Raw genomic sequence first — 26,830 nt, 5'->3', positions numbered from 1 at the left:
ACGGCGTTACTGGTGATTGTTCTGAGTGGAGCTACCCGAGTGCTACCGCAGGGCGATCGGGTTGACGGGTGAGCCGACCGCACCGGTGATGGGTAACGGGGCTGCGGTGAGCAGGAAGTCGTACCTGCCGTCCGCCGCGCACGCCTCCGCGAGAGCGTCCGGATCCCACATCTCGCCGAGGAACAGTCCCAGGTTGGGGATGGCGATCTGGTGGAGGGGCTGGAACGCGCCGTCGAATTCGTTGGGGCGGACCTCGAAGCCCCAGGTGTCGGTGGCGATCCCGGCGATTTCGCTGCAGTGCAGCCACGGTGCGGTGCTGAAGGACAGTCCGGGAGCGGCTCCGCCGGCGTAGTCGCCCCAGCCGTCGCGCCGGACGCGGGTGTACTGGCCGGTGCGGATCACCACGATGTCACCGCGGCGCACTTGGGAGCTGGGTCCCTGCAGGTCGATGGTCCGCTGGAGGTGTTCGGGGGTGATGGCGAAGCCGTCCGGCAGTTCGCCGTCGTTCCGTCCCAGCTCGGGGCCCAGGGCGCGGCCGACGTCGAGCAACACACCCCGGGTGGCGATCTTGGCGGCCGCTGTTTCGATGCCGGTGACCAGATCGCCTTCGGAGGTGACCACGTCGCCGGCGGCGCGGCCGTTCCAGGCCTTGCCCTGGTCGAAGATGTGGCCCAGTCCGTCCCACTGGGTGGAGCACTGCAACGGCATGGCGATGACGTCGTCCGCCCCACCGAAGCCATGGGGGAAACCCTGGTTGCCGCGTTCGGCGTCCACTCCGGTGTCCGTCATGGTGTGGACCGGGTTGGTGCGGCGGCGCCAGCCTTTCTGTGGCCCGTTGGTGTCGAACGGCTGGGACAGCGAGAACGCCTCGCCGGTTGTGACCAGGGCGGCGGCCTCGACGCGTTTGGCGGCTTCGATGAAGTTAAGGGTGCCCAGCACGTCGTCCTGGCCCCAGCGGCCCCAGTTGTTGTGGGCTGCAGCCATGGCGCGGATGCTGCCGAGCGGGTCTTCACGCCGGATAACCGTGGAATCAGTGGCTGATTCCCCGGTGCCGGTTGCTGTGTCCTGTGCGGTCACTGCTTGCTGCTTTCGGTGGTGGTTTCGTCCTTGCAGTGGATGAGTTGGGTGCCCAGGCCGGTGATGGTGCCTTCCATGACGTCGCCGTCCTGGAGGAGCCGGCCCCAGTGCTGGCCGTTGCCGGCCGGGCTGCCGGTGAGGACCAGGTCGCCCGGGCGCAGCGGCATGATCTGCGAAGCCTCGCTGACCAGCTTGGCTACGCCGAAGATCATGTCCTGCGTGGACTCGTCCTGCATGGCCTGGCCGTTGAGCTTCAGCGTCACCTGGACGTCCTGGGGATCGCCGAAGAACTTGGCCGGCACCAGCAGGGGGCCGGTGGGAAGGAATCCGGGGGCGTTCTTGGCGCGGTACCAGTCCGAGCCGATGGCGGGCATGTCCTTGCGGAACACATATTCACGGGTGGTGATGTCGTTGACCATCGTGTAGCCAAACACATGCTCGAGCGCTTCTTCGGGGGTCACCCGGAACGCTGTCTTGCCGATCACTGCCGCCAGTTCCAATTCCCAGTCGTGGGACGTGGAGTAGGACGGCAAGGTGAGGTCGTCCGTGGCGGAAGCGACCGCCGTCGGGAGCCCGATGAAGAAGTACGGCGTGCCCTGGCCCGCGCGCTTGTCCATCATGGCTGCCGTCTTGGCCCGGACTTCCTCCGCATCCTGCCCTGCCTCGCGGTGTGCCACAGCCAGGTCGATGACGTGCTTGCGGTAGTTGGCGCCGGTCTGCAGGACCTGGGCGGGCTCAACGGGTGCAAGGATTTCGACGGCGGCGCGGTCCAGTCCGGTGTCCCCGCCTGCGGAGGCAGCGAGGGAGTCCAGCTCTGTTTCCATGCTGTCCCAGTGCTCGATCAGGGAATTGATGTCCGAATCCAGCGGCAGGACGCGGTCGCCAACGAGCAGGCCCGAGCGGGCCTTACTGTCTCCGGGTTCCTGGAAGCGGATGAGTGCATAAGTGGTTTCATCCATGGTGACTTAGCCCCGGCCCTGCTGGGCGTAAGGGTTCAGGAGTGCTTCCTTCATTTCCGGGGAGGCACCTTCCTCAGTGGCGGTGAAACCCTCGGCAGGCGGGAAGGACTCGGTCATGGAGTGGGGCATGGCGCCGTTCTTGTAGAAGTTGTTCGAACCCTCGGACGGCTTCCAGGTGTTGGCTTCCCAGTCCGGAACGTAGTTGCGGTAGCCGCCGGAGTTGAGCTCAACGCGCATGCCGGACGGGTCACGGAAGTAGAGGAAGTTCTGCTCGCCGACGCCGTGGATGGAGGGGCCGTATTCCATGGGGGTGCCGTTTTCCATCATGACGTCCGCGGTGCGGAGCAGGTCCTCGGTGGCATCCACCCAGAATGCGATGTGGTTGACGCGGCCGGGGCGGTTGGAGGTGTCCAGGACGACGCCGAGGTCGTGGGACTTTTCGTTGGTGGTCAGGACCGAGAAGACGGTGATGGGAGCTTCGTCCAGGTCCACGAATGCCATGACGCGGAAGCCGAGGGCCTCGTTGTACCACTTGGCGAAGCCGCGGACGTCGGAGCTGGCGACGGTGACGTGGTCCAGGAAGCGCGGGGCGGCGGCGTGGCTGCTGCGGCGCTCGGGGCGGTCCGGGTAGATGGATTCAAAGCCGGGTTCGGCGACGAACTTTTCCACCTCGTAGAACAGGCGCATGTGGTGGCCGTAGGGACCGGTGAACTCGTAGGCCTTGCCGTAGCCGTGGCCGCCGGCGGTCCAGGTGCCCTGGACACCGGTGGTTTCGATGCGCTGGGCGGCGGCTTCGAGGGCTGCCTGCGAATTGGTGCGCCAGGCCATGCGGCCGAGGGTGGCCTCGGGGCCTTCGGTGATGACCAAGCTGTAGCGGTAGTAGTCGCCCCAGCAGCGCAGGTAGACGTTGCCATCCACTCGGTCAATGATGCGCATTCCGAACTTTTCCTCGTAGAACTTGGCCGAGGCTTCAACGTCGGGGGTGGTGATCTCAAGGTGGGCAAGATGGGAGAGGGGAGTTTCCACGCTGAATTCCTTCTGTGTACTGGCTGCTATCGGTTTGCTGCAGGTCCTGTATCCACTCTGGAGGACCCCCACCATCGGGGGAAGCGCACTTTTTCTATATCGATCATTCATGCCGCAAATACCCGAAGCCGCCGGGTGGTTCCTGCGTTCCTTTTCCTGTCAGCGGCAGTTCAGGGACATAGGGAAAGTAAATGCCGGCTATCGCCGATTACTATTTCCGCGAGCTGCCTCAATTCGGTTAGCTTTGGGGGCGTTTCACCGATCTGGCTGCCGCCCGCAGCCAGGCTGGTGCCCAGCGGCTCAATCGCCCCCGAACTCTTTGGAACGCCTCACATGCACACCTCAGCGAACAGCCCACAGACAGCACCGACAGCACACGCAGCATCAGGCCCGGGAGCGCTCCGCCCCATCGGCATGCTGGAAGTATCAGCGGCCGCACATTCCACGGGCCCCGACGCACTGGACGATGCAGTGGCAGTTGTCTCGGTGGCCGCAGCAGAGCACAGAATCGGCATCCTGATTTCCCGCATAGGGGAGGACCGGTACGTGGTACGGGCCCACCCGAGTGTTCCCTATGGGCTGGTTCGGCAGTCTTTGGCATGAACATGCTCTTGCGTGGAACCCGTTCAGCAGAGCGGGTAAACGTCAGAGGCCCCGATGCACTGTGCATCGGGGCCTCTGACGTTTACGGGAGTTATAGCGCCTCCACATGCGCCCTGACGTGGGTGCCGTCTTGGCTGAGCCAGCCTTTGCCGGCGGCGTAGACAAGCATGTTGGCAAAGCGGTAGTTCCACCCCATGCCGATCCTCCCGGCGCATTCCCCTTTGATCCAATCCACCGAAACCATGACGTCGTCATGGTCGATTTTCCCGGCTGACGCGGACGCCAGTAGGCCCGGCAGGTCCTCCCTTGCCTCCTCGGATAAGAGCACCTTGAAGCTGGAGCAATCATCGGGCTCGTCAAGGGCAACTGAACCGGGGCTGACGCGAACGTGCATGTGGAATTCCTATCGCTCAAGGAGAATGCGTATTTGATTCCACTATGCCGATGCCGCGGAGGGCCGGGAAGACGAGGTTCCTGATGGCCGGTATTCGGAATAGTTATGCACGCCGGATCAAAAGCTGCGCCCAGGATGCGGGCGGTTAGGGGCGAGCACTCTCGCGGTTGGACCCGTCCAGCTCGGCCAGAAGGTAGGAAGCCACCATTCCGGCAAGTTTTTCAGCGATATCCGGCCATTCCACGTCACCGCTACCCTCAGTGGTGCTGCCAAGGCCCAGACGGCGTGCCACCACGCTGTAGGCAACGTTGAAACTCCAGTCGATATCCGGCTGCCCAAGGTAGCCGCCCGGCCACGACCGCAGGACGTCGGCGAAGTGCGCCGCCATCACGGCGTGGGCAGCCGCGCCCCGCTTCGAGATCGTCTCGTCCTGGGTGGCCCGCAGCATGAAGGGGCGCAGGATATCGGCATACCGGCGGAGGATCTCGATGGTGAGGTTGACCGCTTCCTGGGCGTAACTCTTCAGCGGTGCCCGGGGGTCCAGCCGCAAGGCCCCGAAAAGGTGGTCTGAGACAGCGTCGATGTTGTCCATCTTGCGGCCGTGGGCAACGCGGATGAGCTCGTCTTTGCCTTGAAAGCGGGCATAGATGGAACCGATGGATACTCCGGCGTGCGCGCTGACTTCGGCCAGGGTGAATTCGTCGTTTCCCCGCTCCTCGAGCAGGGCCAGGGCCGCCTCAACCGTCTTTTCAAACGATTGGCGGCTCCTGGCCTGTTTGGGCTCGCGGGACTTTGTGTCCGGAAGTGTCACAAGGGGATCCTACAGAGTATTCCCCCGGCCGCAGCGTTCCGGGATGTCCGGATTTCCCATTCTCCGGACGGGACAACCCAGGCTGAAGCCGTGGAATCCCAACGCCGGAAGCACAGGGGCTCGAGTGCGATGTCCACCTCACGGCTCTCGCCTGCGGCGAGATGGGTGCCCGCAAAACCGGCCAACCTGAAGTCCGTTTCATGCGGTGCCCTGAGGTATGCCTGGACAACGTCGCGGCCCCTGGAGGCGCCGGTATTGGTGACCGTTGCTCTCACTGAGACACCATGAGCGCCGTCCCCCTGCCGGGCCGAAACGGAGGAACTGGCGGAAGCAACGGCATCAACCAGCTCAAATGAGGTGTATCCGAGCCCGTAGCCAAAGGGGTAGCGGGGTTGCAGTTCCGCGGTTTGGAAGTGCCGGTAACCCATGGGTTCGCTGGCTGAGTAGTCCAGCGTGAGATCGGCATCCAACGCTGTTCCCCAGCCGGGAATATCTTCATTCCGGCCCGGGAAGGACACCGGCAGCCGGCCGGCCGGAGCGGTGCTGCCGGTCAGGACTCCAGCCAACGCAGGACCGAATTCCTGCCCGGGGAACCATGCCATCAGTACAGCTTTGACCTTGTCCGCCCACGGCAGGAGCACTGCACGGGAGGCATTGACCACCACGATGGTGTTGGCCGCCACCCCGGCAACAGCGTCAACCAGCCAGTCGCTCGAGGGGTCAAGTGCCGCCGTCGTGCGGTCCGCACTTTCACGGGATGACCCTTGCTGATCGCCGATGACCACCACCACGGCGTCTGCCCGCGCCGCCAGGTCAACAGCGGCGGACAACGGATCGGTGACTTGTTCCGGTGTGGCCACTGCCGTGATCGCTTGCACGCGTCCGGGCTGGAAGGCCATGTCGATCACCAGTTCCGCCGTCCCTGCAGGCAGGTCCACGGGAATCTCCCGGGTGTCTGCGCGCGCAACTACTCCCATGACGTCATCGGGCGCGGGCGGAGGAACCACCAACACCTCCTGGCCATCAACCCGGAGTGAACTGACGCCGGTCCCGCCGGCACCCACCATCCAGCGGGCAGGGGCGGAGAGGTTTACATGAGCCGTAATGCGTGCCCGGCCAGGAACGCCCGCGCCCAGGCCCGGAACGGGACCAAACCATACGAACGCTGAAGACTTACGGATCTCGCGGTACAGAACGTCGTCAGCTTCTCCGGCCGGCAGGATCTCCAGAAGAACGCCCGGCGTTCCGTCCGGTGCCGTACTCCCGAGCTCCGTCAGGGACAACGCCGACGCCGGCGCGGCTCCGGGCTCGTAAAGAACCTCGACGCCGGGACCTGCTGCCTCGCGGATGGCGTCCAGGGGTGTGACCACCTGGCCTTCGGGACGCACAGTGGCGAAGGTTCCGCCTTGGAAGCACGGTTTGTCCGCATTGGGTCCCACAACTGCCAGCGTCTTCACCCGGGACAAGTCCAACGGCAGGGTGGCGTCCTTGTTTTCGAGCAACACGAACGACTGGCCGGCGGCCTCGCGGAGCACCTTCAGCTGTTCCTCCCGGCTGCGCACGTGGGCGGGGGCCGGTAAGGTAGCGCCGGTGCGGCGACCTGTCCGGTCCGCGAGCCGGGTGACGCGTTCCACGGCGTCACCCAAACGCTCCGGTGCCACCGTGCCCGAGGCCACGGCCTCAGCAAAGCGGCCGCCAAGGTAGGTGGCCGGCCCGGGCATTTCCAGATCCAGGCCGGCGTTGGCGGCCGCCACTGTGTCATCCACGCCGTACCAGTCGGATACCACCACGCCGTCGTAACGCCACTCCTCTTTCAGTACGCTGATGAGGTCCGCGTTTTGGGAACAGTGGGTGCCGTTGACCCGGTTGTAGGCCATCATCAACATCCACGGGTTGGCAGCGCGCACCGTAACCTCAAACGGCAACAGGTAGGTCTCCCTCAAGGTGGCTTGTTCCACCCTCGAGTTCATCCGGCGTCGTTCTGTTTCGGTGTCGTTGGCCACCACGTGCTTGGTGCAGGAACCAACGCCTTGCGACTGGAGACCCTCCACCCATGCTGCCCCCAACGTGCCGGTCAGGTAGGGGTCTTCCGAGAACATCTCGAAACCCCGGCCCGTCAGTGGTGACCGGGGCATGTTCAGGTTGGGGCCCAGGATGGCTGAGACGCCACGCTCGACGCCCTGCTGGCCAATCACCTGGCCTATTTCCCGAACCAGTTCCGGATTCCACGTGGCGCCCAGAGCTGTTCCCGAAGGCATGATCAGGGAGGTGTCCCGTTCGTCCATGGCCTTGCTGACGATTCCCAGGGGACCGTCCAGCAGGACCATTTCTTCAACCCCGGCGGCTGCGCTCGCTGTGGTGCTCCAGCCGTTCAAACCGCCGGTGAGCTCTGCTCCAACGATTTCCGTCCCGGCGGGTACGGGGTCAGCGTGTTCGCTGGTGGTGGTCACAGAGCTGCAACCTTGTCTGCCTCCGCGGCGGCTTCGTTGGACAGCAGCAGGGGCTGGACGCGCTCTGCGAAGAGCCGCATGGTCTGGGCAGTAAAGCGGCGGCGTTCGTCCGTGAGGGGCCCGCCCATCGCGGCCATGAGCACATTGCCGATACCCAGGTCAGCGTATTTCTGCAGCTCGGCGGCCACGGTTTCCGGGCTGCCGTAGAGGCACCAGGTTCCCTTGTAGCCTTCGGTCCTGGCATCGGGAGTGGGGCGCAAGTCAACACCGCTGATGGCTTCGGCCGCCTTGTTGGCAGCGTGCTCGCGCTCAACGGTTTCTTGGTACTGCTGAAGGATGATGTCCATCTCGGCTGCGGCTTGCTCATCGGTCTCCGCGATGTGCACGTGCTGGTAGGAGTGGGTGGTCCATTCCAGGGCGGCTCGGACGGCCTCTTCCGAGTGGCCCGCAGCTTCAAGGGCGCTGCGGTAAATGCCGAAGTTTTTCTTTACTTCTTCATAGGCATTTCCGCTGTCGATGATGGGCGGGGTGAAGGCAAGGATGAAGGCCGGCTGGGCCTTCTTGGCTGCCCGCTCAACGCTGGAAGGGCGCGCTGCCACGGACATGACGCGGGGTTCCGGCTTGGTATACGGCGTGGGCACGATTCGGGACACCACTGCGCCGCGGTAGTGGCCGTTGTCAAAGCTGACCGGCTCATCTCCGGATTGCTTGGCCCAGAGGCGCTCCGCGATCTCCAGGTTCTCATTGGCCAACCGTGAGCTGTCTTGGTAGTTCACGCCGAAACCGATCATTTCCTCCGGCGTGGTTCCGCTGCCGACACCCACCAGAAGCTTGCCGTCAGTCAGCTGGTCCAGCAGTGCGAGCCGCTCGGCAAACCGGACCGGGTGGTGCAGGGCCAGGGTCTGGACGGAAAAGCCGAAGTGCATGCGCTCCAGTTTGCCGGCGAGGTACGCGGCGAAAACGAAGGGATCGCTTGCCGGCGGGGCGTAACCGGTGAAGTGGTGGTCGGGGAGGAAGACGGCGTCAAAACCCTTTTGCTCGGCGTCGGTGGCGTGCTCCACCATTGCCTGCATCACAGCACGGTCTTCTTCGGGGCCGCGGGAACGGGAGGTGAGGAACAGGGAGAAATGCATGGGAACTCCTGAAGTTATGAGGGTGTCAGGCAGGAAGGTATTGGGCCGTCAGCGGCTCAGGGCGTTCTGCCTCGGATGGTTCTGAAATGTGGATGGACCCTGGGGCAGCCGGCTCACTTCCGGGCTCTGTTGCCGTATCAAGCTCTGCTGCTGCGCGGGCAACAAGCCGACGGAACCACTGGTGCCCCGGGTCCGGGGATTTGGAGGGGTGCCACCAAGCGCACTCCACCAAGGTGGGGAGGCTGATGGGAAGCTGCATGATCTTGACGCCGGCTACGGATGCGAGCATCTGGGCCAGCCGTTCCTGGACAAGGGCGAGGCGTGACGTCCCTGCTACTGCGAAAGGCAGCATGAGGAAGCTGTCAACAATGATGTCCGTCTTTTCCCCCAGCTGAAGGTCATAGACCCGGCGATCAGCCAGCGTTGAATCAACTTCCGTGCCGAACAACCTGGCCCAGCGTGCGTCGCGCATTTGCTCGACTGTCAGGGTTTTCTCCGCTGAAGTGTCTCCAGTGACGCACACCCAGTTGTCCGTGAACAGCTCCGTGTGGGGGAAGCCGGAAAAGTGCCCTTTGGGTATGAGCATGAGATCCGCATTCTGGAGCGTCTCCTTAATGCGTTCCACGGCCTGCGGTGTGACGGCGTCGAAGTGCACCTGCACACCCGGCGCCTCCTTCTGGAGCATGTTCATCAACGTCCCGGAAAGAGCCGTCAGGCAATAGTCGGACGTGACGATCCGGAAGCTGCGGGTTGAGAGTGCAGGGTCAAAGACAGCCTGCGCATCGAACGTGCGTTCAACCATCCGGAGTATCTGCGAAACGTCCTCCTGGAGGACCTGCGCCAGGGGAGTGAGCTCATATGACGAGCCAATCCGGGTCAGCAACTGATCATCAAATTGCCGGCGCAGCCTTTGCAGGGAAGAGCTCATGGCCGGTTGGCTGATTCCGATCCTCGCCCCCGCCCGGGTGACGTTTCGCTCCATCAGCAAAGCGTCAAGGGCAACCAAAAGGTTGAGATCGGCAGTCAGTAGGTTGACCATGGGATTCTCCTAATCCGAATTAGAATACTGATACTAATTATGAGGCGCGCCACATCCGAGGTCAACAGCTCCCTGTGGGCTAGGAATTCTGGGCCGGATGGATACCTCCGATCGCGCCGGTGATCGATTGTGCGGCAGCGAATAATCTGTCGCGGCATGCTTCCAGGCGTGACACGGGGTCATTGCCCGAGAATCCGTTCAGCGTCAGCGTTACTGCCACCTGTCCTTCCGCATCGAAGACGGGGGCGTGCAAGGACGTAACCCCTGCAGGATCATCCAATGCGGCAGGCCCGGAGGATGCTGCCCTCTCGATAAGAAGAGGCAGGACGCCGCTGAGGTCGGGTGCCGCCGTGTCGCTGGGGACGTGCACAATTCGTTCGAATTCGGCTGCGGCGCCCACATCCACGGATATGGCGTAGCCCAAGGACCTCACCTGCTCAAGCTCGGCCTGCGCAAGGGTGGCATCAACCTCACCCACCACGTCGCGGGCGTTCTCGATCCACCTCTTTTCCGCGGCTTCTCCCGCCCACGCCACGTGCAGCGGAGCCAGCGGAGCGGCCAGGCCGAAGGAGACTCCCACCCGTGACGGCGAACCCCCGGGAGAGCTGTCCACGCCGGCCGCCGTCAGGACGACGACGGAATCGTCAACCAATCCGCTGACCAGGACCTCGAGCTTCAAGGCTTCCGCCAGGGCTTCAATGACCGGACGCGCCGCGTCCGCAGCCTTGACGTGCCGGGTCAGGGCGGTGGCCGGCGAAACGATGGAGGGGATGGTGAACGAGCCGTATCCACCCCGCAGGAAAAGGAGGGGAAGTTCCTTGGAGGACCCCACACCCAGGGCTTTTACGCGGCCAATCACGATGTCGTGGTCTCCGGAGCGGATGACGTCCTCAATATCGCAGTCGATCCAAGCGGCTGCACCTTCCAGACGCGGGCTGCCGGAAGGAGTGCCACCCCATTGGTTGGCCGTGAAACGGTCCTCGGCTTTACGGGAGAACGCACGGCAAACATCCTGCTGTCCGGCGGTCAGGACGTTGGCGCAGAAAGAGCCCGTCTCGCGGATCTTGGGCCAACTCGTGGAACGGACGTCAGGCATGAACGCCACCAACGGAGGATCCAACGAGACGGAACTAAAGGTACCTACCACCATTCCCGCCGGTTCGTCGTCATCGGGGGCGGCAGTGATCAGGGTGACGCCGGTGGGGTACTGACCCAGGGCGTACCGGAACCAAGCCGCGTTTTCGGGGCTGGTGTCCTGGTTTTCTGCAGTGGAAGCGCGGATGCTTTGTGCCATCTCTCTGCTCTCCTCTTCGTTGAGATTTCCTCCAGTAAACGCGGGGTACGGGCGGCAGTGGAAATAGTTCCGGGGTATGCGGAGTATCGGGAATTCCAATGTTGGAGGCCCCGGCGTTGCGGTCTGCGCCGATGGTAGATTCGTTGCGGTACCGGGGCCCTTTGGGCCCGTCGGTTGGGGGTCAACATTCCCCTGGGCGCGCATCTGGCCGGTATCGAGCCACCTTGCTGGCTCTCCCAGAACGAGGTTGCGGTGCGCCGTTCAAACTTGTCCCCTCCCACCAGCCCGGACGACGTTGAGGGTTCTCCCGCCCTTCATTCAACATCGGCCACGGATCGGCTGGGACCGTCCGATGCATCAGTCCAGGCGCCGCCCAAGGTCCGGATCGGCCCGCTCTACGCCGCGTTGCTGATCATCGTGTTGCTGGGGGCCCTGGACCACACCATCGTGGCCACAGCCCTGCCTACCGTCGTGGGCGAGCTGGACGGAGCACGCCACATGGCGTGGATCATTACGGCCTATACGCTGGCGATGACTGTTGGCATGCCCGTTTACGGGCGGCTGGGGGACCGGTACGGCCGGCCGATGCTCCTGATGGTGGCCCTGACCATATTCCTGGGGGCATCAGTCCTGTGCGGTTTCGCCCAGGACATGGTCCAGCTTTCCTTGTTCCGAGGCATCCAGGGACTGGGCGGGGCAGGACTCGGAGTGCTCCCGCCGGCAATCATCGCCGACCTTGTACCGCCACGGCAAAGAGCCAAATACCTCGGCCCGCTGGGATCGGTTTTTGGAATTGCCACAGTCATCAGCCCCTTGGTTGGCGGCGCCATTACCGACACCGTTGGGTGGCGGTGGGTGTTCTGGATCAACCTTCCCGTTGGCTTGTTGGCTCTGGCTATGGCGTTTTCCCTCCGCCGCCTGAAGACCGTCCGCGGATCGGGCGGCGTCGATTGGCCCGGCACCCTCCTGATGGTGGTTTTCACCTGTTCATTGGTAGCGGTGATTTCGCTGGGCACGGAGCCGGATATCGCCGTGGGGATTCTCTGGGCAATCGGTGGCTTGGCGGCCGTTTCCGGTGTGCTCTTTGTGGTGGTGGAGATCCAGTCCAAGCACCCGCTGATTCCGATGCAAATGTTCAAGAGCTGGCCCGTCGTCAATGCGGCCGGCCTGGGCCTGGTTATAGGTGCCGGCCTCTTCAGCGTGGTCGCATATCTCCCCAGCTACGTGCAGATGGTGTACTCCACCTCGGCTTCCGTGGCCGGAATGATTCTCCTGCCAATGGTCCTGGGAATGATGGTTTCAACGAACCTCACCGGATGGCTTGTCAGCCGTACAGGGAGGTACAAGATCTTCCCCCTGGCCGGGTCGGCCCTCGCCGTTGCCGCAGCCATTGGCCTCAGGCTCCTGCAGCCCGGTACCCCACTGCCGGTGGTGGGGATCCTGTTGGCACTTTTGGGTTTGGCCGTGGGCAGCTTCATGCAGATCACTGTTGTGGCGGCACAAAATGCGATGCCGCACTCAGTGGTGGGCAGCGTCACCGCCTCACTCGGCTACCTTCGTGAACTCGGCGTCACGGTGGGCACAGCGGTGTTCGGCGGTCTCTTCGCCACCATGCTGGCACGGGGTGCAGCAGAGAACACCCTGGGTGTGCCCGCTTCCACCGTCACGGATCCCCAAGCAGTCCAGCAGTTGCCGGCAGGGCTGCAGTCCGGGGTGGCGGTCATTTACACCGATGCCTTCCTGCCGATCTTCGGATTGCTGGCCTGCATCTTTGCCGTTGGTGTGCTGCTGTCCGTCTTCATGCCGGAGCAGCGCTTGGCAGACCACAAGGACCGGTAGCAGCAACGCCCGTTACTCCACCGCAGTCTGTGGCGGAGTAACGGGCGTTCCCGTCTGCCGTTCCGGGTCAGTCCCCAAGGACCAGCAACTGCACCGGGCCGTGCAGGCCAGCCGGCATGGATGGTGCGTCCGGTTCAAAGATGGATGCCGCAGGGCGGGTGAGGTTCCCCTCTGCGGCATCGCGGGCCAGCCTGTTCCACCAAGTGTTTGTCACGGCTATCTCCACAACATTGCAGCCGGCCCGGATCGCGTCTGTGACGTCAAGGCGGAACGGATAGGTCCACAAAGTGCCCACGGTACTGCCATTGACCCTTACCTCTGCCAGGTCATTCACTCCGCCCAGGTCCAGGAGCAGGCGCTTGCCCGGCGTGGGCACCAACCCGTCCGCTGAGAACTCGTGGCGGTACGTTGCAGTCCCCGAAAAGCCTGTTACGTCGGCGTCATGGGCGCCCGCTCCGGGTCCGGCCCACGGTGCGGCGCCCGGCAAAACGAGGCCGGACGGATCCTGACCATCGCCGTGGAAGGTCACTTCCCAAGGACCTTCCATCGCATGCGCGACGGCGGTGTCGCAGTGCGCATCAGGGGTGCTCTCCGTGCCACCTCCGGTCCTGCGCAGCAGGATGAACGCCGAGCCGAATGGTTCCAGGTGCAGGTCAACTTCCGTCCTTCCCGCCGCCGTCCTGACCGCGAGAGGCGTCCGGGAAGCAGCCACCGGGTCCCACAACTCCGCTGCGGTTCCCTCACCCCTGAGGGAAGCGCTGATCTGTTCGGCCTGTTCCCGTTGGTTGCTGATGAAAAACAGTTCTGCGTCCTGCAACTCCCGGTGGATGACAGGGAGGTTCGCCGTCTCTGACGCCTCCAAAATCCAGCTGGGCTCAACCCCGGCCTGGGCTAGTGCCGTAGTGACACCATCAGCCGCAGCCACTCCGGCGAGGTCAATCAAGCCGGGATGTCTGCCCCAGAGGTGTTCGACGGCGGCAGCCCACTGTGCGGGATCGTCGCTCTGGCTGGGCGAACGTTCGGGACGCCATCCGGCCACAAGGGCACCAGCGTCCAGCAGCTCAGCAAGCCGCCGCAGGGCCTTAAGCGTCATCCGGTGGCTGGATCCCCCGAGATACAGCAGGCGGTATTCGGTTCCGCCGGTGGTGAGCAGGCCGCCGTCGGGCTTGACGGTGAGATGATTCTGCAGCCCGTCCAGATTGATCAAATCGAAGCCGTGGCCGTCCGGGACTTCCGGGGCGGCGTCGCCGAAGACACCGGTGACGGGCGCTTCCTCACCGTAGAAGTAGGCGATGTTCGCGGCGTAGGTGCCTTGCTGCAGCAGGTAGCTGCACCGGCCAAGGTAATCGAGCCACGGCTTCGCCGCGTGCGCCCAGGTTTCGTTGCGCGTGAAGGATTGCCCCAGGTAGGGGGACAACGTGATCCCGGGCTTGGGGACGGCTTCGGGTTGATGGGGTGAGGTATGGATGTTCAGGAGGTTGACCCCGAGGGCAAATTCCATGTCCACAATGGGTTTGAGCGTGCGCGGGGTGAAGCTGAAGGGCTTGCCGAATGCGCTCATGGACTCGGCCCCGGTGGCAGCCTTTCCGTAAATGTGGGTCACGGACGCGGCGCCCCGGAGATCGGCAACGTAGGTGGCTTGTGGTCCTTCGTCCGGCTCATAGCACCACATGGCACCCATGGGAACATCTGCGTGAGAGCGCATTTCGATGTCGTCGCCAAGTTGCGGGCGGTGGTCCTCGAGGGCCTCGGCGTAGTATTTCAGTCCGCGTTCCCGGGCAATTCCGGCGATTGTTCCGTAATGGTTTTCGGCGAGGAGCTCCGAAATGGTGGTCCGGAAGTCCCACAGGAAGGCGTCGCTCTGCTCGGTGGTGCCTACAATGATGCCGCTGACGGCTGGAAGCCAGGGCAGCAGATCGTAACCACGCCGCTTCTTAAACTCGGCGCGCATGGCACCCGTCCAGTTCTGCGGGCCCGATTCGATGCTGTCACTGAGCAGCGCCGACACCCCGTCCAAGCCGCTGCCCAGGGCCTCTTCGAAAAAACCCAGGAAATCGCTGAAGTACCCGGCCACCAAGTCCGCGTCCAGCTTGTCCACTTCCAGGCCGGTGGCGTCGATGGGTGCGGGGGCGTTGAGGTGCCCTGTCAGCGAATAGCCGTATCGCAGGAGGGTCCATTCCCCGCTGTCCGGTGTCCAGTCCAGCACGCCGTCGGCGCCGAGGAACGCGGTGACATCGATGATGTCCTGCGGCTGGACGGCGCTCGACGATTGGCAAGGATCGCCGTCGAGCGCGTAAAAGTCGGGTACCGGAGCGTAGCCGGCCTTTTCCTCGGACCGGACCACCCGGGCACCGGAGAACAGCTGGAATGCAGAGATCCCGAACGTTTCATTGTCCCCGGGAAGTGCGAATGGCAGCGGCCTGATTCCTGGCGCCAACGGGAATTGGCGGCCCTTCCCGGTCTCCAGGACAAGCCGGAAATAGCGTGCTGTGATCGTGGGAAAACTTGCGGACCGGACGGGCGACCCAGATGTCGGGAGATCGGCTACCTTGCTGAACGTGTTGCCGTCAGTGCTCGCTTCCACGTGCGCCTTTGGTGCAGGAGCAGCAGCGAAACCCCGCGAGGCAGGCAGGCCAACCCGGACTGAGGAAACGGCCGTTGGCTGCTCGAATTCAGCTGTCACCCACGCGGTGCCTGAAGCGGCGTCAACCGTTGCAGTTGGCCAGAACCTTCCGTCGGCCAAGGAGTCCGGCGTCCGATCTCCGGGCGCGGTTCCACTGGCACTCATCCGCGCGGGCGTCAGGGGAAAGTGGCTGTCCCGCCGGGGAAAAGCCAGCACGGCCACGTCGTCGTAAAAGTCCGGGACGCCGACGGGATCATTGCGGATCGCCCCGAAGGGGATGTCCTGGTACGGGCCGGATGCCGACGGCGGTGCAGCCAACCGCGGCAGGTCCGGCTGGCCAGCGGTCACCGCGGTGGTGCTCCATACGAGTTTCTTCATACCGGCGTGCGGAGCCACCCAGGGCCCTCCCGTGGCGCTCCAACCGGCCGAGGTAGCCACCGCCAGTTCAAGTCCCAGCCTTGCGGACGTGGAGGCCGCGCAGGAGATGGCCGTCTGCCATGCCGGAGAACGGAAAGAGACGCGCTCCCGGGTGTACTGGGGGATACCCATGGAGCCTGTGAAGGCCTGGACCCCGCCGGCGCCAGACGCTGCAAGCCATTCAAGGTCTTTCACGATCCCCTTTGGATCAACGTTCCCGTCCATCCAGTGCCACCACACCCTGGGGCGTGCAGAACGGGGAGGATCCACAAAGCCGGAGAACAGGGGGTCGGCAGCGGGCGGGGCAGGCGTGGCGTCGTCGCTCACGGAAACATCCTTAGGTGGTGGTGGGTGAAGAACCGGCTCGGACCGGAGCATCCTGTTTCAGCCTAAACGCGGCTATTTGCCAGTGGGAGGAAACAGGCATGCAGAGAGAAGATGGTGAGCATAGACGATAACTATTTCCATGGCCGCTCTGACCTGCCCTACCTTGAATGACAGGAGCCAGCTTGTGATCCAGGAAACACAAACTGACGCAAGGCTCGAATCCACTGATCATTTTTGATGGTCAGGACAACGACGTCATGAAAGGCCACATTATGAAGAATGCACCCAGCCCAGCTGGCCGGAGGTTCCTCTCCGTTGCAGCGCTGGCGTCCGTCACCGCACTGGCGTTGAGCGCCTGCGGTGGCGGTGACACGAACAGCAACGCACCCATCGCTGAAGAAACGGGCCCGGTTGAGATCACCCTCGCAACCCCGGCTTTCACCGGCGGCGGCGCCGCGAACCCCTACCAGACGCTGATCGACGCCTTCAAGGCCAAGAACCCGAACATCACGGTGAAGCTGGTGGAGTCACCCAACGACCAGCACGGGCAGACCATGCGCACCCAGCTTCAGGCAGGCAACGCGCCGGACCTCTTCTACGTCACGGCGGGCCGCGGTAACAACCAGTCCTTCGCGTCCCTGGCCGAGGCAGGCTACCTGCAGGACCTGACGGACCAGAAATGGGCAGCGGATGCGATTCCCGCTTCCGCCAAGAACCTGTACTACGACGAGGACAAGGTCTTTGCGGTTCCGGCCGACCTCGCACCCATCACCATGCTGCAGAACACGGGCGTTTTGAAGGAGCTTGGCCTTCAGGAACCCTCCACCTTGGATGAACTGGTCACCCAGTGCAAGACCGCACGGGCAGCTGGCAAGTCGTACTTCGCGGTAGCGGGAACCTCGGGCGCCAACACCGGTCTCCAGGCGATGCAGCTGGCAGCCTCCCTTGTTTATGCCAAGGATCCGCAGTGGGACGCCAAGCGCGCCAATAAGGAGACCACCTTCGCTGACTCTGACTGGAAGAAGGTGCTGGAGCAGATCCTGAAGTTCAAGGATGCCGGTTGCTACCAGGACGGCGCCGCAGGTGCCGGCTTTGACCAGCTCTTCCCGTCAGTGGCCCAAGGGAAAGTGGCCGCCGCATTTGCTCCGGCAGGTGCTGTTGCTGCACTCAGGGCCCAGGTCAAGGACGGTTCTTTCGACGTAGCTGTTCTTCCGGGTGAGAAGGCTGAGGACAGCCGGCTGATCGCAAGCCCCGGCAACGCCCTGGCAGTCAACGCTGCCGGCAAGCACAAGGGTTCCACCCTGAAGTTCCTTGAGTTCCTGGCCCAGCCAGCCAATCAGGATGCCTTGGCCAAGGCCAATGGAAACGTATCCGTCACCTCGGCAATATCCAGTACGGTTCCTGAGCAGTTCCCCTTGTTGGAACCGTACTTCTCAGAGCCCGAGAAGAAGATCGTTTCCCAGCCCAACTACCTCTGGCCCAACAGCGGCGTGTACGACTCGCTCGGCACCGGTATCCAGGGACTTTTGACCGGGCAGGCAACTCCTGACCAGGTTCTGAAGACCATGGACGAGCAGTACGACCGCGGCGCCTAGCCCACGGCGTCAACCCTGATTGGAAGAACTTCCCATGACCGCACAACTTGAGCAGAAAGCGGAGGGCGCCCGGGTCTCCGGGCGCCAGCCCCGCCCCAGCAAAAAGAACGGGCGCCAAGGTGACCGGGCCACCGAGCGTCGCTTCGCAACGTGGTGGTGGTTCACCCCTGCACTCCTTGCCCTGGTGCTCATCCACTACGCCCCCAGCGCCATTGGTGCATTCTTTGCCTTCACCAACTGGAAAGGCCTGGGAAAGTGGCAGTTTGTCGGCTGGGACAACTTCGCGGCAATAGCCGAGGGCGGCCCCACCACCACAGCCCTCATCAACACGTTCATTATTGGTATTTCTTTTGTGGTGCTGACGAACGTCCTCGGCTTGTTGCTTGCACTCGGCCTTAACCGGACAGTTAAGTCCCGCAATGTCATCCGCACCTTGATCTTCGCTCCCGTGGTGCTCAGCTCGCTGGCAACGTCCTACATCTGGAAGTTCATCTTCGAGCAGAGCGGCCCTTTGAACGAGTTCCTGGGCTCCATCGGACTTGAGTCGTTGAAGCGGACATGGCTGGGCGATCCATCAACGGTGCTGCCTGCAATCATCATTGTGATGGTCTGGCAGAACGTTGGTCTTGTGATGGTCATGTACCTGGCCGGCCTGGCAACGGTTTCCCCGGAGCTCGAAGAGGCGGCCTCGCTCGACGGAGCCAGCCTGTGGCAGAGGTTCAACTACGTGGTCCTCCCGGCCATCATGCCGTCAGTGGTGATTGCCATGACGCTCATGCTGATCAACGGACTGCGTGTCTTTGACCAGATCCAGGCCCTGACCGGTGGCGGACCCTACGGTGCATCTGAAACGCTTGCCGTCACCATCTACAAAGAGACCTTTGTGCTTGGACGTTTCGGCTTCGGTGCCGCACTGGCGTTGGTCATGTCCTTGATCATCATCATCCTGACGGTGGCCCAGCGCCTCCTCCTCCGTTCGAGTTCCAGAGGTTAGCCGATCATGTTCCGTTATACGAAGAAGACCTTGCTCCGTGAGGCGCTGCTGATCCTGGTTGCCCTGATCTTCCTGTTGCCGTTCTACTTCCTTATCAACCTGTCATTGAAGAACGGCAACGACGCCCTTACAACGTCCGCCATGCAGCTGGTCACCAACCCCACCCTGGATGCTTTTGGCCAAGCCATCCGCGGCGGCCGCCAGGCGACGTTGATGGATGGAATGCTCAACAGCATCATCATCACGGCAGGAAGCGTGCTGATACTGGTGGCTGTAGGATCCATCTCGGCCTACACACTGAGCCGCCGGACCGGCAAGCTCAGCAAAGCTGCCATGGGACTCATCCTGGTCACCATGGTTTTGCCCGCCCAGGCCGCCATCATCCCCATCTATGTGGGCATGCGGAACGTTGGCCTCGTGGGTACGCACGCCGGCACCATCATCATGTATGCCGGTGCGCTGCTGCCCATCTCCATCTTCCTGTACATGGGCTTCACCAACGGCATCGCCCGGGATTACGAGGAAGCCGCTCAGATCGATGGTGCCTCCCGGTTCACGGTCTTCCGGAAGATCATCTTTCCCCTGCTTTCTCCCGCTACGGGTACGGTGGCGATCTTCACGGGACTCATCGTCTGGAACGACTTTTTCACGGGCCTGATCTTCCTTAACGGTTCTGATGCGGTCACGCTGCCGGTGGTGATCTACAACTTCGTCGGCGAGAGCGTTTCCCAGTGGAACGTGATTTTCGCGGCGATTATCATCTCCATGATCCCCATCCTGGCGTTCTTCCTGGTGGCACAGAAACAGTTCATCCAAGGCTTCACAGGAGGCGTTAAATCTTGAGCTCGCTTGTAGTCCTCACGGAGGGTCAACGTCGCGCAGATCTGGGAGACGGTACCTACATCAACCCGGTTTTCGCGGGAGACCACCCGGACCCCACCATCCTCCGGGACGGTGACGACTACTACGTAACTTTTTCGTCGTTTGAGTCCACTCCCGGGCTGATCATCTGGCACTCCACGGATCTCCTTAACTGGCGTCCCCTGGGCCCGGCGTTGCCCACCCCCATCGGCAACGTCTTTGCAGCCGACATGTGCAAGGTTGATGGCCGGTACTACATCTACGTTCCCGTTATTCCCACCTCCGTGTCGCCTGATCCGGGGGCTCCAGCCCAGATCTACGTCATTCACGCCGAATCCATGGCCGGACCATGGAGTGAGCCAGTCAATCTGGGTATCAACGGACATATCGATCCCGGCCATGTGGTGGGCGAGGACGGCAACCGCTACCTGTTCCTGAGTGGAGTCAGCCGTGTCCGCCTGAGTCCGGACGGTTTGTCCACTGACGGACCCCTGGAGCATGTCTACGACGGCTGGCGCTACCCGGATGATTGGGTGACTGAGGCTTACGCCCTGGAAGGACCCAAACTCACCAAGCGCGGCGGATGGTATTACCTGACGACGGCGGTGGGCGGCACCTCCGGTCCGCCCACAGGTCATATGGTCACCGTAGCCCGCTCGCGTTCGGTTCACGGACCTTGGGAAGACTGCCCTGCCAACCCCATCATCCGTACCTGGGATGCCTCGGAACCATGGTGGAGCAAGGGGCACGCCACGATTTTTGAGGGCCCGAGCGGCCAATGGTGGAGTATTTACCACGCCTATGAAAACGGCTTCACCACTCTGGGCCGCCAAACTCTGGTGGAGCCCATCGAATGGGACAGCGACGGTTGGCCCCGGGCGGCGGGTGGGGATCTCTCCCAGCCGTTGCCGGCGCCTGTTCCAGGCGTTTCGGCCGCGGGAGGAACCAGCCACGGAATACAGCTTTCGGACGATTTCGCAGCGGACCGCTTCGGCATTCAGTGGTCCTTCCATGCTCCTGGCAAAGACGAGTATTCGCGGGTTTCATTGGACGAAGGCCTGGTTCTCACGGCCAGCGGCAAAGACCCCTCCGAAAGTTCGCCGCTGACATGCATCGTGGGGGACAAACGCTACGAGGTCACCGTTGAAGCGGAATTCTCCGGTGGTGCCGAGGGCGGGCTGCTGCTCTATTACAGTGACCGGCTGTTCTGCGGGATGGGCCATGACGGGGAGCGGCTCCGGAGCTATCGTGCCGGAAAGAACATTCCTTACTGGCGGGAGCCGGCACCGGCGGCATCAACCATCCACTTCCGCATTGTCAGCGATGCGCACATCGTCACTCAGTACTACAGCACCGATGGGGTCAACTGGACCCGCCACGGGCTGCGGTACGAGATGTCTGGCTACAACACCAACACGGCCGGCGAGCTTCTGAGCCTGCGGCCGGCCTTGTTCGCGACAGGCTCCGGCCAGGTGCGCTTCAGGAACTTCCGGTACCGGGCACTGGAGGACTGACGCTCCACCACGGAGTCACAAAAAGGGCTGGTCCACCACCATGGTGGACCAGCCCTTTTGGGTTCCTTTTTACTTCATGCTCCGGGCTATTGCCCGGGCTCCGAGGACCGCGAGGGCCACGGAAGTCAGCGTTGGATTGCTGGCGGTGGATGTGGGGATCACGCCGTTGCCGGCCACATAGAGCCCCTCAGTACCCCACACCTGGCTATCCGGACCGCATACGGAGCGGCCGTCGTCGTGCTGCCCCATCCGGACCGAGCCCTGGTAGTGGAGCGACGAGCCGGCGGGGAGGAGGAATGGTGGCCTGTCGTCCAGGAAGGTGCCCAGGGCTTTGCCGGCCCGGGTCACTGCGTCCTTGGCGTCATCAATGACCCTCAGGTCTTTCCAGGTGAGGTTGTAGTTGATGGTCATGCGCGGCATTCCGTAGTGGTCTAGGCTTGACTCGTCGAATTCCACCCTGTTCTCTTCCACGGTTTCGGTGGCGCAGAACCAGCCCAGGCCAATTACCGATCCGGGCACCACTGGATCGTCTTCAGCCAGCGGTACGGGCGAGGCGTCGAGCTGCATCACCTGGCCGTGGAAAGGCTCCTCGTCCGTGTAAGGAACCCAGGAAACACCGCTGTGCAGTGCGGCTCCGGCGGCAGCATCCTTGACTCCGTCGGCCACAACACCGGCCGGCAAGCGGACAGCGCTGATGACCTGCGGCTGGTCGTTCAAGTACCGGCCCAGTGCCCGCGGCCGCACCCCCGAGGCGAACAAGAGCTGCGGCGTGCGGAGGGCATCGGCGGCCACCACCACCGCGGGTGCGTGAGCCAGGGAGACTGCCCCGGTGGCGAGGTCTCTAAGTTCCACTCCGGTGACCCGTCCGGCGTCGAGCGTTACCCTTTGGCACAGCGTCTGGTCACGGAGCTCGAAGGTCTCGCCGCGCGTGGTGGGGTCAGCCAACGGACCAAGGACGACGTCCGTCCCGGACCACGTGACGGTGCCATCCGGATGCTTTTGCACGGCAAGCGGCATGGGCTGGATTGCCGCCGCACCGGTGCGGTCAAAAGCATGCTCAAGCAGCCGCCGGACTTCACCGGAGAAGGGTGCGTCAACGAATGCTCCGGACGTAACGGACAGGAGCCGCTCAGCCTCAGCCAGTGCTGCATCCAGCGTGCCGTCGTCCAGGAAGGAGATGCGCTCCGATGCTCCTGGCCGGGGGCAGGCGCAGGTCCAGTGGGCACCCATGCCACCAACGTTGCTGGACATCGCGGCGGCCGGCATCCCGGCGCGGGGAGCGAGCTCGTCCGGACGCAGCAGGAAAGTCCCCGGCCGCCCCGGCCCGGGGACCGGGGACTCCGGGCTGAGAGACGTGACCGGACCTTGTGATGCCAGCTGGGCGGCAGCCCTTGCCTGCGGATCCGGCAGGTTCTTGACGTGCAGGCCTGGTTGTTCGGACAGCGATGGGCCGGCTTCGACCATGAGGACCCGCAGCCGGGGAGCCTCGTCATGGAGAATTCGGGCGTAGGCGGCGCCAGTGGGTCCACTGCCAACAATGACGACGTCGTACATAGGGTTTGGGGTTTTCACGGGAATCCTTCACGGATCACTCAGTGCCCGGCGTGTGAACCTGCAGCACGGTGCCCGGGAGCATCAGCGCACGTTTGCGTGCCCTGTCGATGCAAGCACCTGGTAGAAACGCTAGCTGGTGGACGTGCCCGGGAGCACCTGCGGGTCATTCGATCTGTGGATGAAGGGCATCGGGGTTCCTGATCCGGCTTCCACTGCCATTTGCCGCCTGCCGCCAGTAGCGTTGGACTACGCCCGTCGTAGGTCGGTGCGACATGTCGCGTTCAGTGCGCGCCAAATACGAGGAGCTGGGTGTTGGATACCGCCCATCAGATCAAGCGTGGAGTCAGTTTCTACAGTTACCAGGAAGAGTGCTTCCTGAAGAAGATGTCCTTGGAGGACTGTGTCAGCGAGGCCGCGTCCATAGGGGCATTGGGGATCGAGGTCATCCCCGAGCAGTCCATGGCCGGATACCCGGATCCCGGCGAAGCCTTCTACCGCACGTGGGACGGCTGGATGCAAAAGTACGGCACCACCACGGTGGCCACGGACCTTTTCCTGGATACCAAGCGGTACCCCGGCCGGGTCATGACTTTGGATGAGATGACGGAGTCTGTCCGCAAGGACCTGGACATCGCCAAGAGGATGGGCGCCAAGCACGTCCGAGCCATTATCAACACCCCGCCGGAGGTCATGGAAGCCTGCGCCTCCTACGCTGAGCAGCTGGGCCTGAAGCTGCTTCTGGAAGTTCATGCGCCCTTCCACTACGAGCACCCCTGGGTGATCCGGCATTTGGAGGTCATGCACCGCTTGCAGTCTCCGGCTCTGGGCTTCATGCCGGACATGGGTACGTTCGTTGAACGTTTCCCCCGGGTCATGTCGGACCGGGCGCTGCGCGACGGAGCCCGGCCCCGTTTTGTGGAGCTCGCGGTGGAAACGTACAACAACCATGGGGACGTGCACGGGCTCATGGACACCTTCAACTACATGGGTGCCAACCCGGTGGAGCAGGGCATTGCCCGTCTTTCCACCTTCCTCACCTGGAATGATCCGCGGGGGATGCTGGAGCACATGCCGCTGATCCACCACATCCAGGCCAAGTTCTATGAGATGACGGATGAGGGCGTGGAGTACAGCATTCCCTACGACAGGATCATCCCGGTGCTGATTGAGGGCGGGTACACCGGCTACCTCTCCAGCGAGTACGAGGGCAACAGGCATATCCAGGACATTTTAGAGGTGGACAGCGTAGAGCAGGTCCGCCGGCAGCACAGGATGTTTGAGCGTCTGCTCGGTGAGGACGCGGGGGTCGCCGCAGGCGCCCCTGCCCAGGGAGGTCACAGTGTTCGATAAATACATGATCGTTGAGGACACCCTCCGCAACGTGGTCAAGGGCGACGACGTCACAGGCTTCCAGCTTGGCGTGCGGCTTCCGTACTACCGCGGTTTAGGGCTTTCCATGGTGGAGGACGTGCAGGTCACCGTCGACGGCGAGACAGCCCCGGCTTCCGCGGTATCCCTCACCGTCCACGGAAATACCTACAAACTCGCAGACCTCCCCGGGATCTTCGATGACCGCTGGGAAATGGGCGAAATTGCAACAGTTGCCGTGGACAGGCCAGGCGGACTGGGGCGGGGCGAGCACGCCGTGGCAGTACGCGAACGGTTGAGGATCTCCTACATGCCCGTTCCGGGCGGTGGAGCCGATCAAAAGGTACTGACCCTCCGGGACTGACCGCCGTAGCCGGCGCAATGTCCACCATCAACGAAAGGATCAACGGTGACATTGGCGCCGGTACACCACGAGCTTGTGGAAAACCTCATGGAATCCATGACGTGGGAACAGAAGCTCGCCCAGCTCCAAATAGCTTTCCGCCCGCGGCTGGAGGATGCTGCGGAGCTGGTCCGCAGCGGGATCGGAGCCATCTTCTGGCCGCGCAGTGCCGCTGCCACCAATGAGCTGCAACGGATCGCCCGCGAGGAAACGCCCCATGGCATCCCGCTCCTGGTGGGGTTGGATGTGATCCACGGACAGCGGACAACTTTTCCGGTCCCTATCGCCCAGGCGGCCAGCTTTGATCCGGCCACTGCAGAGGTGGATGCCCGCGTCACAGCGCAGGAGGCGGCCTCCGGGGGAGTCAACTGGACGTTCTCGCCCATGATCGATGTGTCCCGGGATCCTCGCTGGGGCCGCGTTGTTGAAGGCTTCGGTGAAGACGCCTACGTCAACAGTGTGTTCGGAGCGGCGAAGGTGCGCGGCTACCAAGGGGAATCCCTGGGTGATCCGGGTTCCATACTGGCGTGTGCCAAACACTTTGTGGCCTACGGCCAGGCGGAAGGTGGGCGGGACTACAACACCGTTGATGTTTCCAGCCAGCGGCTCCGCAATGTCTACCTGGACCCGTTCAGGGCTGCTGTCGACGCCGGCGTGGCCACTGTCATGGCCGCATTCAATACAGTTTCCGGGCGGCCGGCGCACGCCAACCACCACCTGCTGACCTCCATCCTGAAGGACGAGTTTGGATTCGAGGGTGTTGTGGTGGGTGACGCGGACGGCGTGGTTAATCTGCTGGACCATGGCATTGCCGAAGACCTCAATGATGCGTTGAGACAGTCATTTGCGGCCGGCCTGGACGTTGAAATGGGCGGCAACGTCACAACGGCCGACGGCGACGCTCGCCTTGGGCCGGACGACGTGCCGGTGGCACGCGTGGACGATGCCGTCCGGCGCGTTCTCCGCCTGAAACTTGGGCTGGGCTTGTTCGAGGATCCTTACGTGGTCCCCGAGCACGAGGTGACATTACCGTCCCCCGACAGCCGGTTGGCTGCACTGGCCACTGCGGAGAAGGGGCTGGTCCTGCTCAAGAACCAGTCCGTACTGCCGCTCGGACCGGCCCCCCAGCGGGTACTCCTTGTGGGACCTTACGCCAACAGCACTGATCATCTCGGTGCCTGGGTCCAGTCCTTTGCCGAACCTGCCGGTTCCTTGGCTGACGCAATCCGGCAAGAATGCCCGGAATGGCAACTGACCGTACGGGACGCCGCGGGCTTTTTTGGTGATGCACCCGGATCGATAGCCCAGGCCGTGGCTGATGCCGCTGATTTCGACGCGATTCTAGTGGCGGTCGGGGAACCTTCGGCGCTGTCAGGGGAGGCAAACTCCCGCAGCGACCTCCGGCTTCCCGGCGCCCAGGAAGAGTTGATCCTTGCTGTGGCTGCCACGGGCACGCCGTCGGCCATTGTCATGTTCAACGGGCGGCCATTGGTGACCGCCGCCTGGATCGATGCTGTGCCGGCGCTTTTGGAGGCGTGGCACTCGGGGCTGGAAGGCCCGCGTGCCGTGGCCCGTGCCCTGAGTGGCGCAGTGAACCCGGGTGGGCGGTTGCCCATGACGTTCCCCAGGTCTTCCAGCCAGGTGCCCATCTACTACGACCACGAGAACACGGGGCGCCCGGCCACGATTTCCGGAACGGTCGACGGCGGCGCCCACGACGTTGGCTTGCTGGGTCCAGGCAACACGGATGACCATTACACGTCCAAGTACAGGGACCTTGAACTGGGACCGCAGTTCCCGTTTGGGCACGGGCTCAGCTACACCGCCTTCCAGTACGGCGGGCCCAGCGTGACCCCGGCCAGTATTTCCCTGCACGATCTCCGGGCCGGCGGATCAGTTGAGGTGTCGGTTTCCGTCACGAACACCGGGGCCGTGGCAGGGGACGAAGTCACGATGGTGTTCATTCGGGACCTGGTGGCGTCGCTGGCCCAGCCCGTCCGCCGGCTGCGCTCGTTCACCCGGTCAACCCTGAACCCGGACCAGTCCACAACGTTGACTTTCGAGCTGGGCTGGAAGGACCTCGGTTTCTGGGACAACCAGGATCACTACGCTGTGGAGGCCGGTACCTTCGAAATCCATGTGGGCGGCGGCCTGGACCACGCAAAGGTCGTGGAGCTCCGCGTCTCCTGAGCGAGGCCGGACTCCTGCGCTGCCCGCTAAAGCTCAGGCGCGTAAGGGGAGCGGTCCTCATCCGGGGCCGGCCGGTCGGTGCACATTGGACCCGGCATGGCGCAGAAGCTCAGTTTGGAGCGGGGCAGCGCGAACCTTTGGCTACGTCGCCACCCCAATACCGCCCAGCGGCGGCCGCCCATCACGGGTGGCCGCCGCTTTTCTGCGTCCGGAAGTTTTGCCGTCCGCCCCGAATCACGGGCTTGTTCGCACATCTGAGCCTTGAAGGCTCGGGCCCACGAACAAGCCCAGGAGAAAGCGCCCGCCGAAACCGTGAGGCCGGAGAAACGTCGAGTTAACCTCACCGCCCGACGCATGAA

Annotated in this window: 19 protein-coding genes; 8 read left to right on the top strand and 11 right to left on the bottom strand. The window is 63.3% G+C overall.

What is annotated here, in order from left to right; genetic code table 11:
• Positions 1 to 42 precede the first annotated feature (42 nt).
• From BLT71_RS19650 to BLT71_RS19610, 9 genes are all read right to left on the bottom strand, one after another.
• Positions 43 to 1,077: a cyclase family protein gene (locus BLT71_RS19650; protein WP_091723528.1), complete on the bottom strand. Its 1,035-nt coding sequence runs from the start codon at positions 1,075 to 1,077 to the stop codon at positions 43 to 45.
• Entirely contained in the window at positions 1,074 to 2,036 is a 963-nt protein-coding gene (locus tag BLT71_RS19645) for a fumarylacetoacetate hydrolase family protein (protein ID WP_091723526.1), read from the bottom strand. Before BLT71_RS19645 ends, BLT71_RS19650 begins: the two co-directional genes overlap by 4 nt.
• Positions 2,037 to 2,042: 6 nt before the next feature.
• Complete coding sequence (locus BLT71_RS19640; protein ID WP_091723525.1) at positions 2,043 to 3,062, bottom strand: VOC family protein; 1,020 nt, start codon at positions 3,060 to 3,062, stop codon at positions 2,043 to 2,045.
• Between the two features lie 694 nt (positions 3,063 to 3,756).
• Positions 3,757 to 4,059, bottom strand: coding sequence for a hypothetical protein (locus tag BLT71_RS19635; protein WP_091723523.1), 303 nt, complete (start codon positions 4,057 to 4,059; stop codon positions 3,757 to 3,759).
• Positions 4,060 to 4,204: 145 nt separating this feature from the next.
• Positions 4,205 to 4,870 (bottom strand): TetR/AcrR family transcriptional regulator, encoded by a 666-nt coding sequence (locus BLT71_RS19630; protein WP_091723521.1) that lies wholly within the window; start codon positions 4,868 to 4,870, stop codon positions 4,205 to 4,207.
• Positions 4,867 to 7,320: a beta-glucosidase gene (locus BLT71_RS19625; protein ID WP_091723520.1), complete on the bottom strand. Its 2,454-nt coding sequence runs from the start codon at positions 7,318 to 7,320 to the stop codon at positions 4,867 to 4,869. Before BLT71_RS19625 ends, BLT71_RS19630 begins: the two co-directional genes overlap by 4 nt.
• Positions 7,317 to 8,453, bottom strand: a complete 1,137-nt coding sequence (locus tag BLT71_RS19620; protein ID WP_091723518.1) for an LLM class flavin-dependent oxidoreductase — start codon at positions 8,451 to 8,453, stop codon at positions 7,317 to 7,319. The genes BLT71_RS19625 and BLT71_RS19620 overlap by 4 nt, the downstream gene beginning before the upstream one ends.
• Before the next feature lie 25 nt (positions 8,454 to 8,478).
• Positions 8,479 to 9,492 carry a LysR family transcriptional regulator gene (locus BLT71_RS19615; RefSeq protein ID WP_091723517.1) on the bottom strand — a complete coding sequence of 338 codons (1,014 nt, stop codon included), beginning with the start codon at positions 9,490 to 9,492 and terminating at the stop codon, positions 8,479 to 8,481.
• 79 nt (positions 9,493 to 9,571) lie between these two features.
• A complete protein-coding gene (locus BLT71_RS19610) occupies positions 9,572 to 10,786 on the bottom strand; it encodes a flavin reductase (protein WP_157693515.1) in 1,215 nt (404 codons plus the stop codon).
• Between the two features lie 267 nt (positions 10,787 to 11,053).
• Here BLT71_RS19610 and BLT71_RS19605 point away from each other — a divergent pair, with 267 nt between their 5' ends.
• Positions 11,054 to 12,625, top strand: coding sequence for an MFS transporter (locus BLT71_RS19605; protein ID WP_157693514.1), 1,572 nt, complete (start codon positions 11,054 to 11,056; stop codon positions 12,623 to 12,625).
• A gap of 67 nt (positions 12,626 to 12,692) precedes the next feature.
• Here the strand turns inward: BLT71_RS19605 and BLT71_RS19600 are convergent, their stop codons facing one another.
• Positions 12,693 to 15,992: a glycosyl hydrolase gene (locus tag BLT71_RS19600; protein ID WP_197676724.1), complete on the bottom strand. Its 3,300-nt coding sequence runs from the start codon at positions 15,990 to 15,992 to the stop codon at positions 12,693 to 12,695.
• Positions 15,993 to 16,264: 272 nt separating this feature from the next.
• On the opposite strand from BLT71_RS19600, the gene BLT71_RS19595 reads away from it, so the two are divergent.
• From BLT71_RS19595 to BLT71_RS19580, 4 genes are read left to right on the top strand one after another with little or no spacing between them, the layout of a single operon-like run.
• Positions 16,265 to 17,587 carry an ABC transporter substrate-binding protein gene (locus BLT71_RS19595; RefSeq protein WP_157693513.1) on the top strand — a complete coding sequence of 441 codons (1,323 nt, stop codon included), beginning with the start codon at positions 16,265 to 16,267 and terminating at the stop codon, positions 17,585 to 17,587.
• 34 nt (positions 17,588 to 17,621) lie between these two features.
• Positions 17,622 to 18,581, top strand: coding sequence for a carbohydrate ABC transporter permease (locus tag BLT71_RS19590; RefSeq protein WP_091723510.1), 960 nt, complete (start codon positions 17,622 to 17,624; stop codon positions 18,579 to 18,581).
• A 6-nt stretch (positions 18,582 to 18,587) separates the two neighbouring features.
• Positions 18,588 to 19,424, top strand: a complete 837-nt coding sequence (locus BLT71_RS19585; RefSeq protein WP_091723508.1) for a carbohydrate ABC transporter permease — start codon at positions 18,588 to 18,590, stop codon at positions 19,422 to 19,424.
• The gene (locus BLT71_RS19580) at positions 19,421 to 20,956 is read left to right on the top strand and encodes a family 43 glycosylhydrolase (protein ID WP_091723507.1); all 1,536 of its coding nucleotides are present in this window, start codon (positions 19,421 to 19,423) and stop codon (positions 20,954 to 20,956) included. Before BLT71_RS19585 ends, BLT71_RS19580 begins: the two co-directional genes overlap by 4 nt.
• A 69-nt stretch (positions 20,957 to 21,025) precedes the next feature.
• Here BLT71_RS19580 and BLT71_RS19575 read toward each other — a convergent pair whose 3' ends face one another.
• The gene (locus tag BLT71_RS19575; protein ID WP_322788303.1) at positions 21,026 to 22,528 is read right to left on the bottom strand and encodes a GMC oxidoreductase; all 1,503 of its coding nucleotides are present in this window, start codon (positions 22,526 to 22,528) and stop codon (positions 21,026 to 21,028) included.
• Between the two features lie 291 nt (positions 22,529 to 22,819).
• Between BLT71_RS19575 and BLT71_RS19570 the strand changes: the two genes are divergently transcribed.
• From BLT71_RS19570 to BLT71_RS19560, 3 genes are read left to right on the top strand one after another with little or no spacing between them, the layout of a single operon-like run.
• Positions 22,820 to 23,860 carry a sugar phosphate isomerase/epimerase family protein gene (locus BLT71_RS19570; RefSeq protein WP_091723504.1) on the top strand — a complete coding sequence of 347 codons (1,041 nt, stop codon included), beginning with the start codon at positions 22,820 to 22,822 and terminating at the stop codon, positions 23,858 to 23,860.
• Positions 23,850 to 24,242: a C-glycoside deglycosidase beta subunit domain-containing protein gene (locus tag BLT71_RS19565; protein WP_091723502.1), complete on the top strand. Its 393-nt coding sequence runs from the start codon at positions 23,850 to 23,852 to the stop codon at positions 24,240 to 24,242. Before BLT71_RS19570 ends, BLT71_RS19565 begins: the two co-directional genes overlap by 11 nt.
• 45 nt (positions 24,243 to 24,287) lie before the next feature.
• Complete coding sequence (locus BLT71_RS19560) at positions 24,288 to 26,471, top strand: glycoside hydrolase family 3 N-terminal domain-containing protein (protein ID WP_091723500.1); 2,184 nt, start codon at positions 24,288 to 24,290, stop codon at positions 26,469 to 26,471.
• Positions 26,472 to 26,830: the final 359 nt, after the last annotated feature.

The sequence above is a fragment of the Pseudarthrobacter equi genome (genome assembly GCF_900105535.1).
In the GTDB taxonomy this organism is placed as follows: Bacteria; Actinomycetota; Actinomycetes; order Actinomycetales; family Micrococcaceae; genus Arthrobacter; species Arthrobacter equi.
The sequence above is the reverse complement of the archived record's forward strand: the minus strand, read 5'-3'. Positions and strand labels throughout refer to the sequence as shown.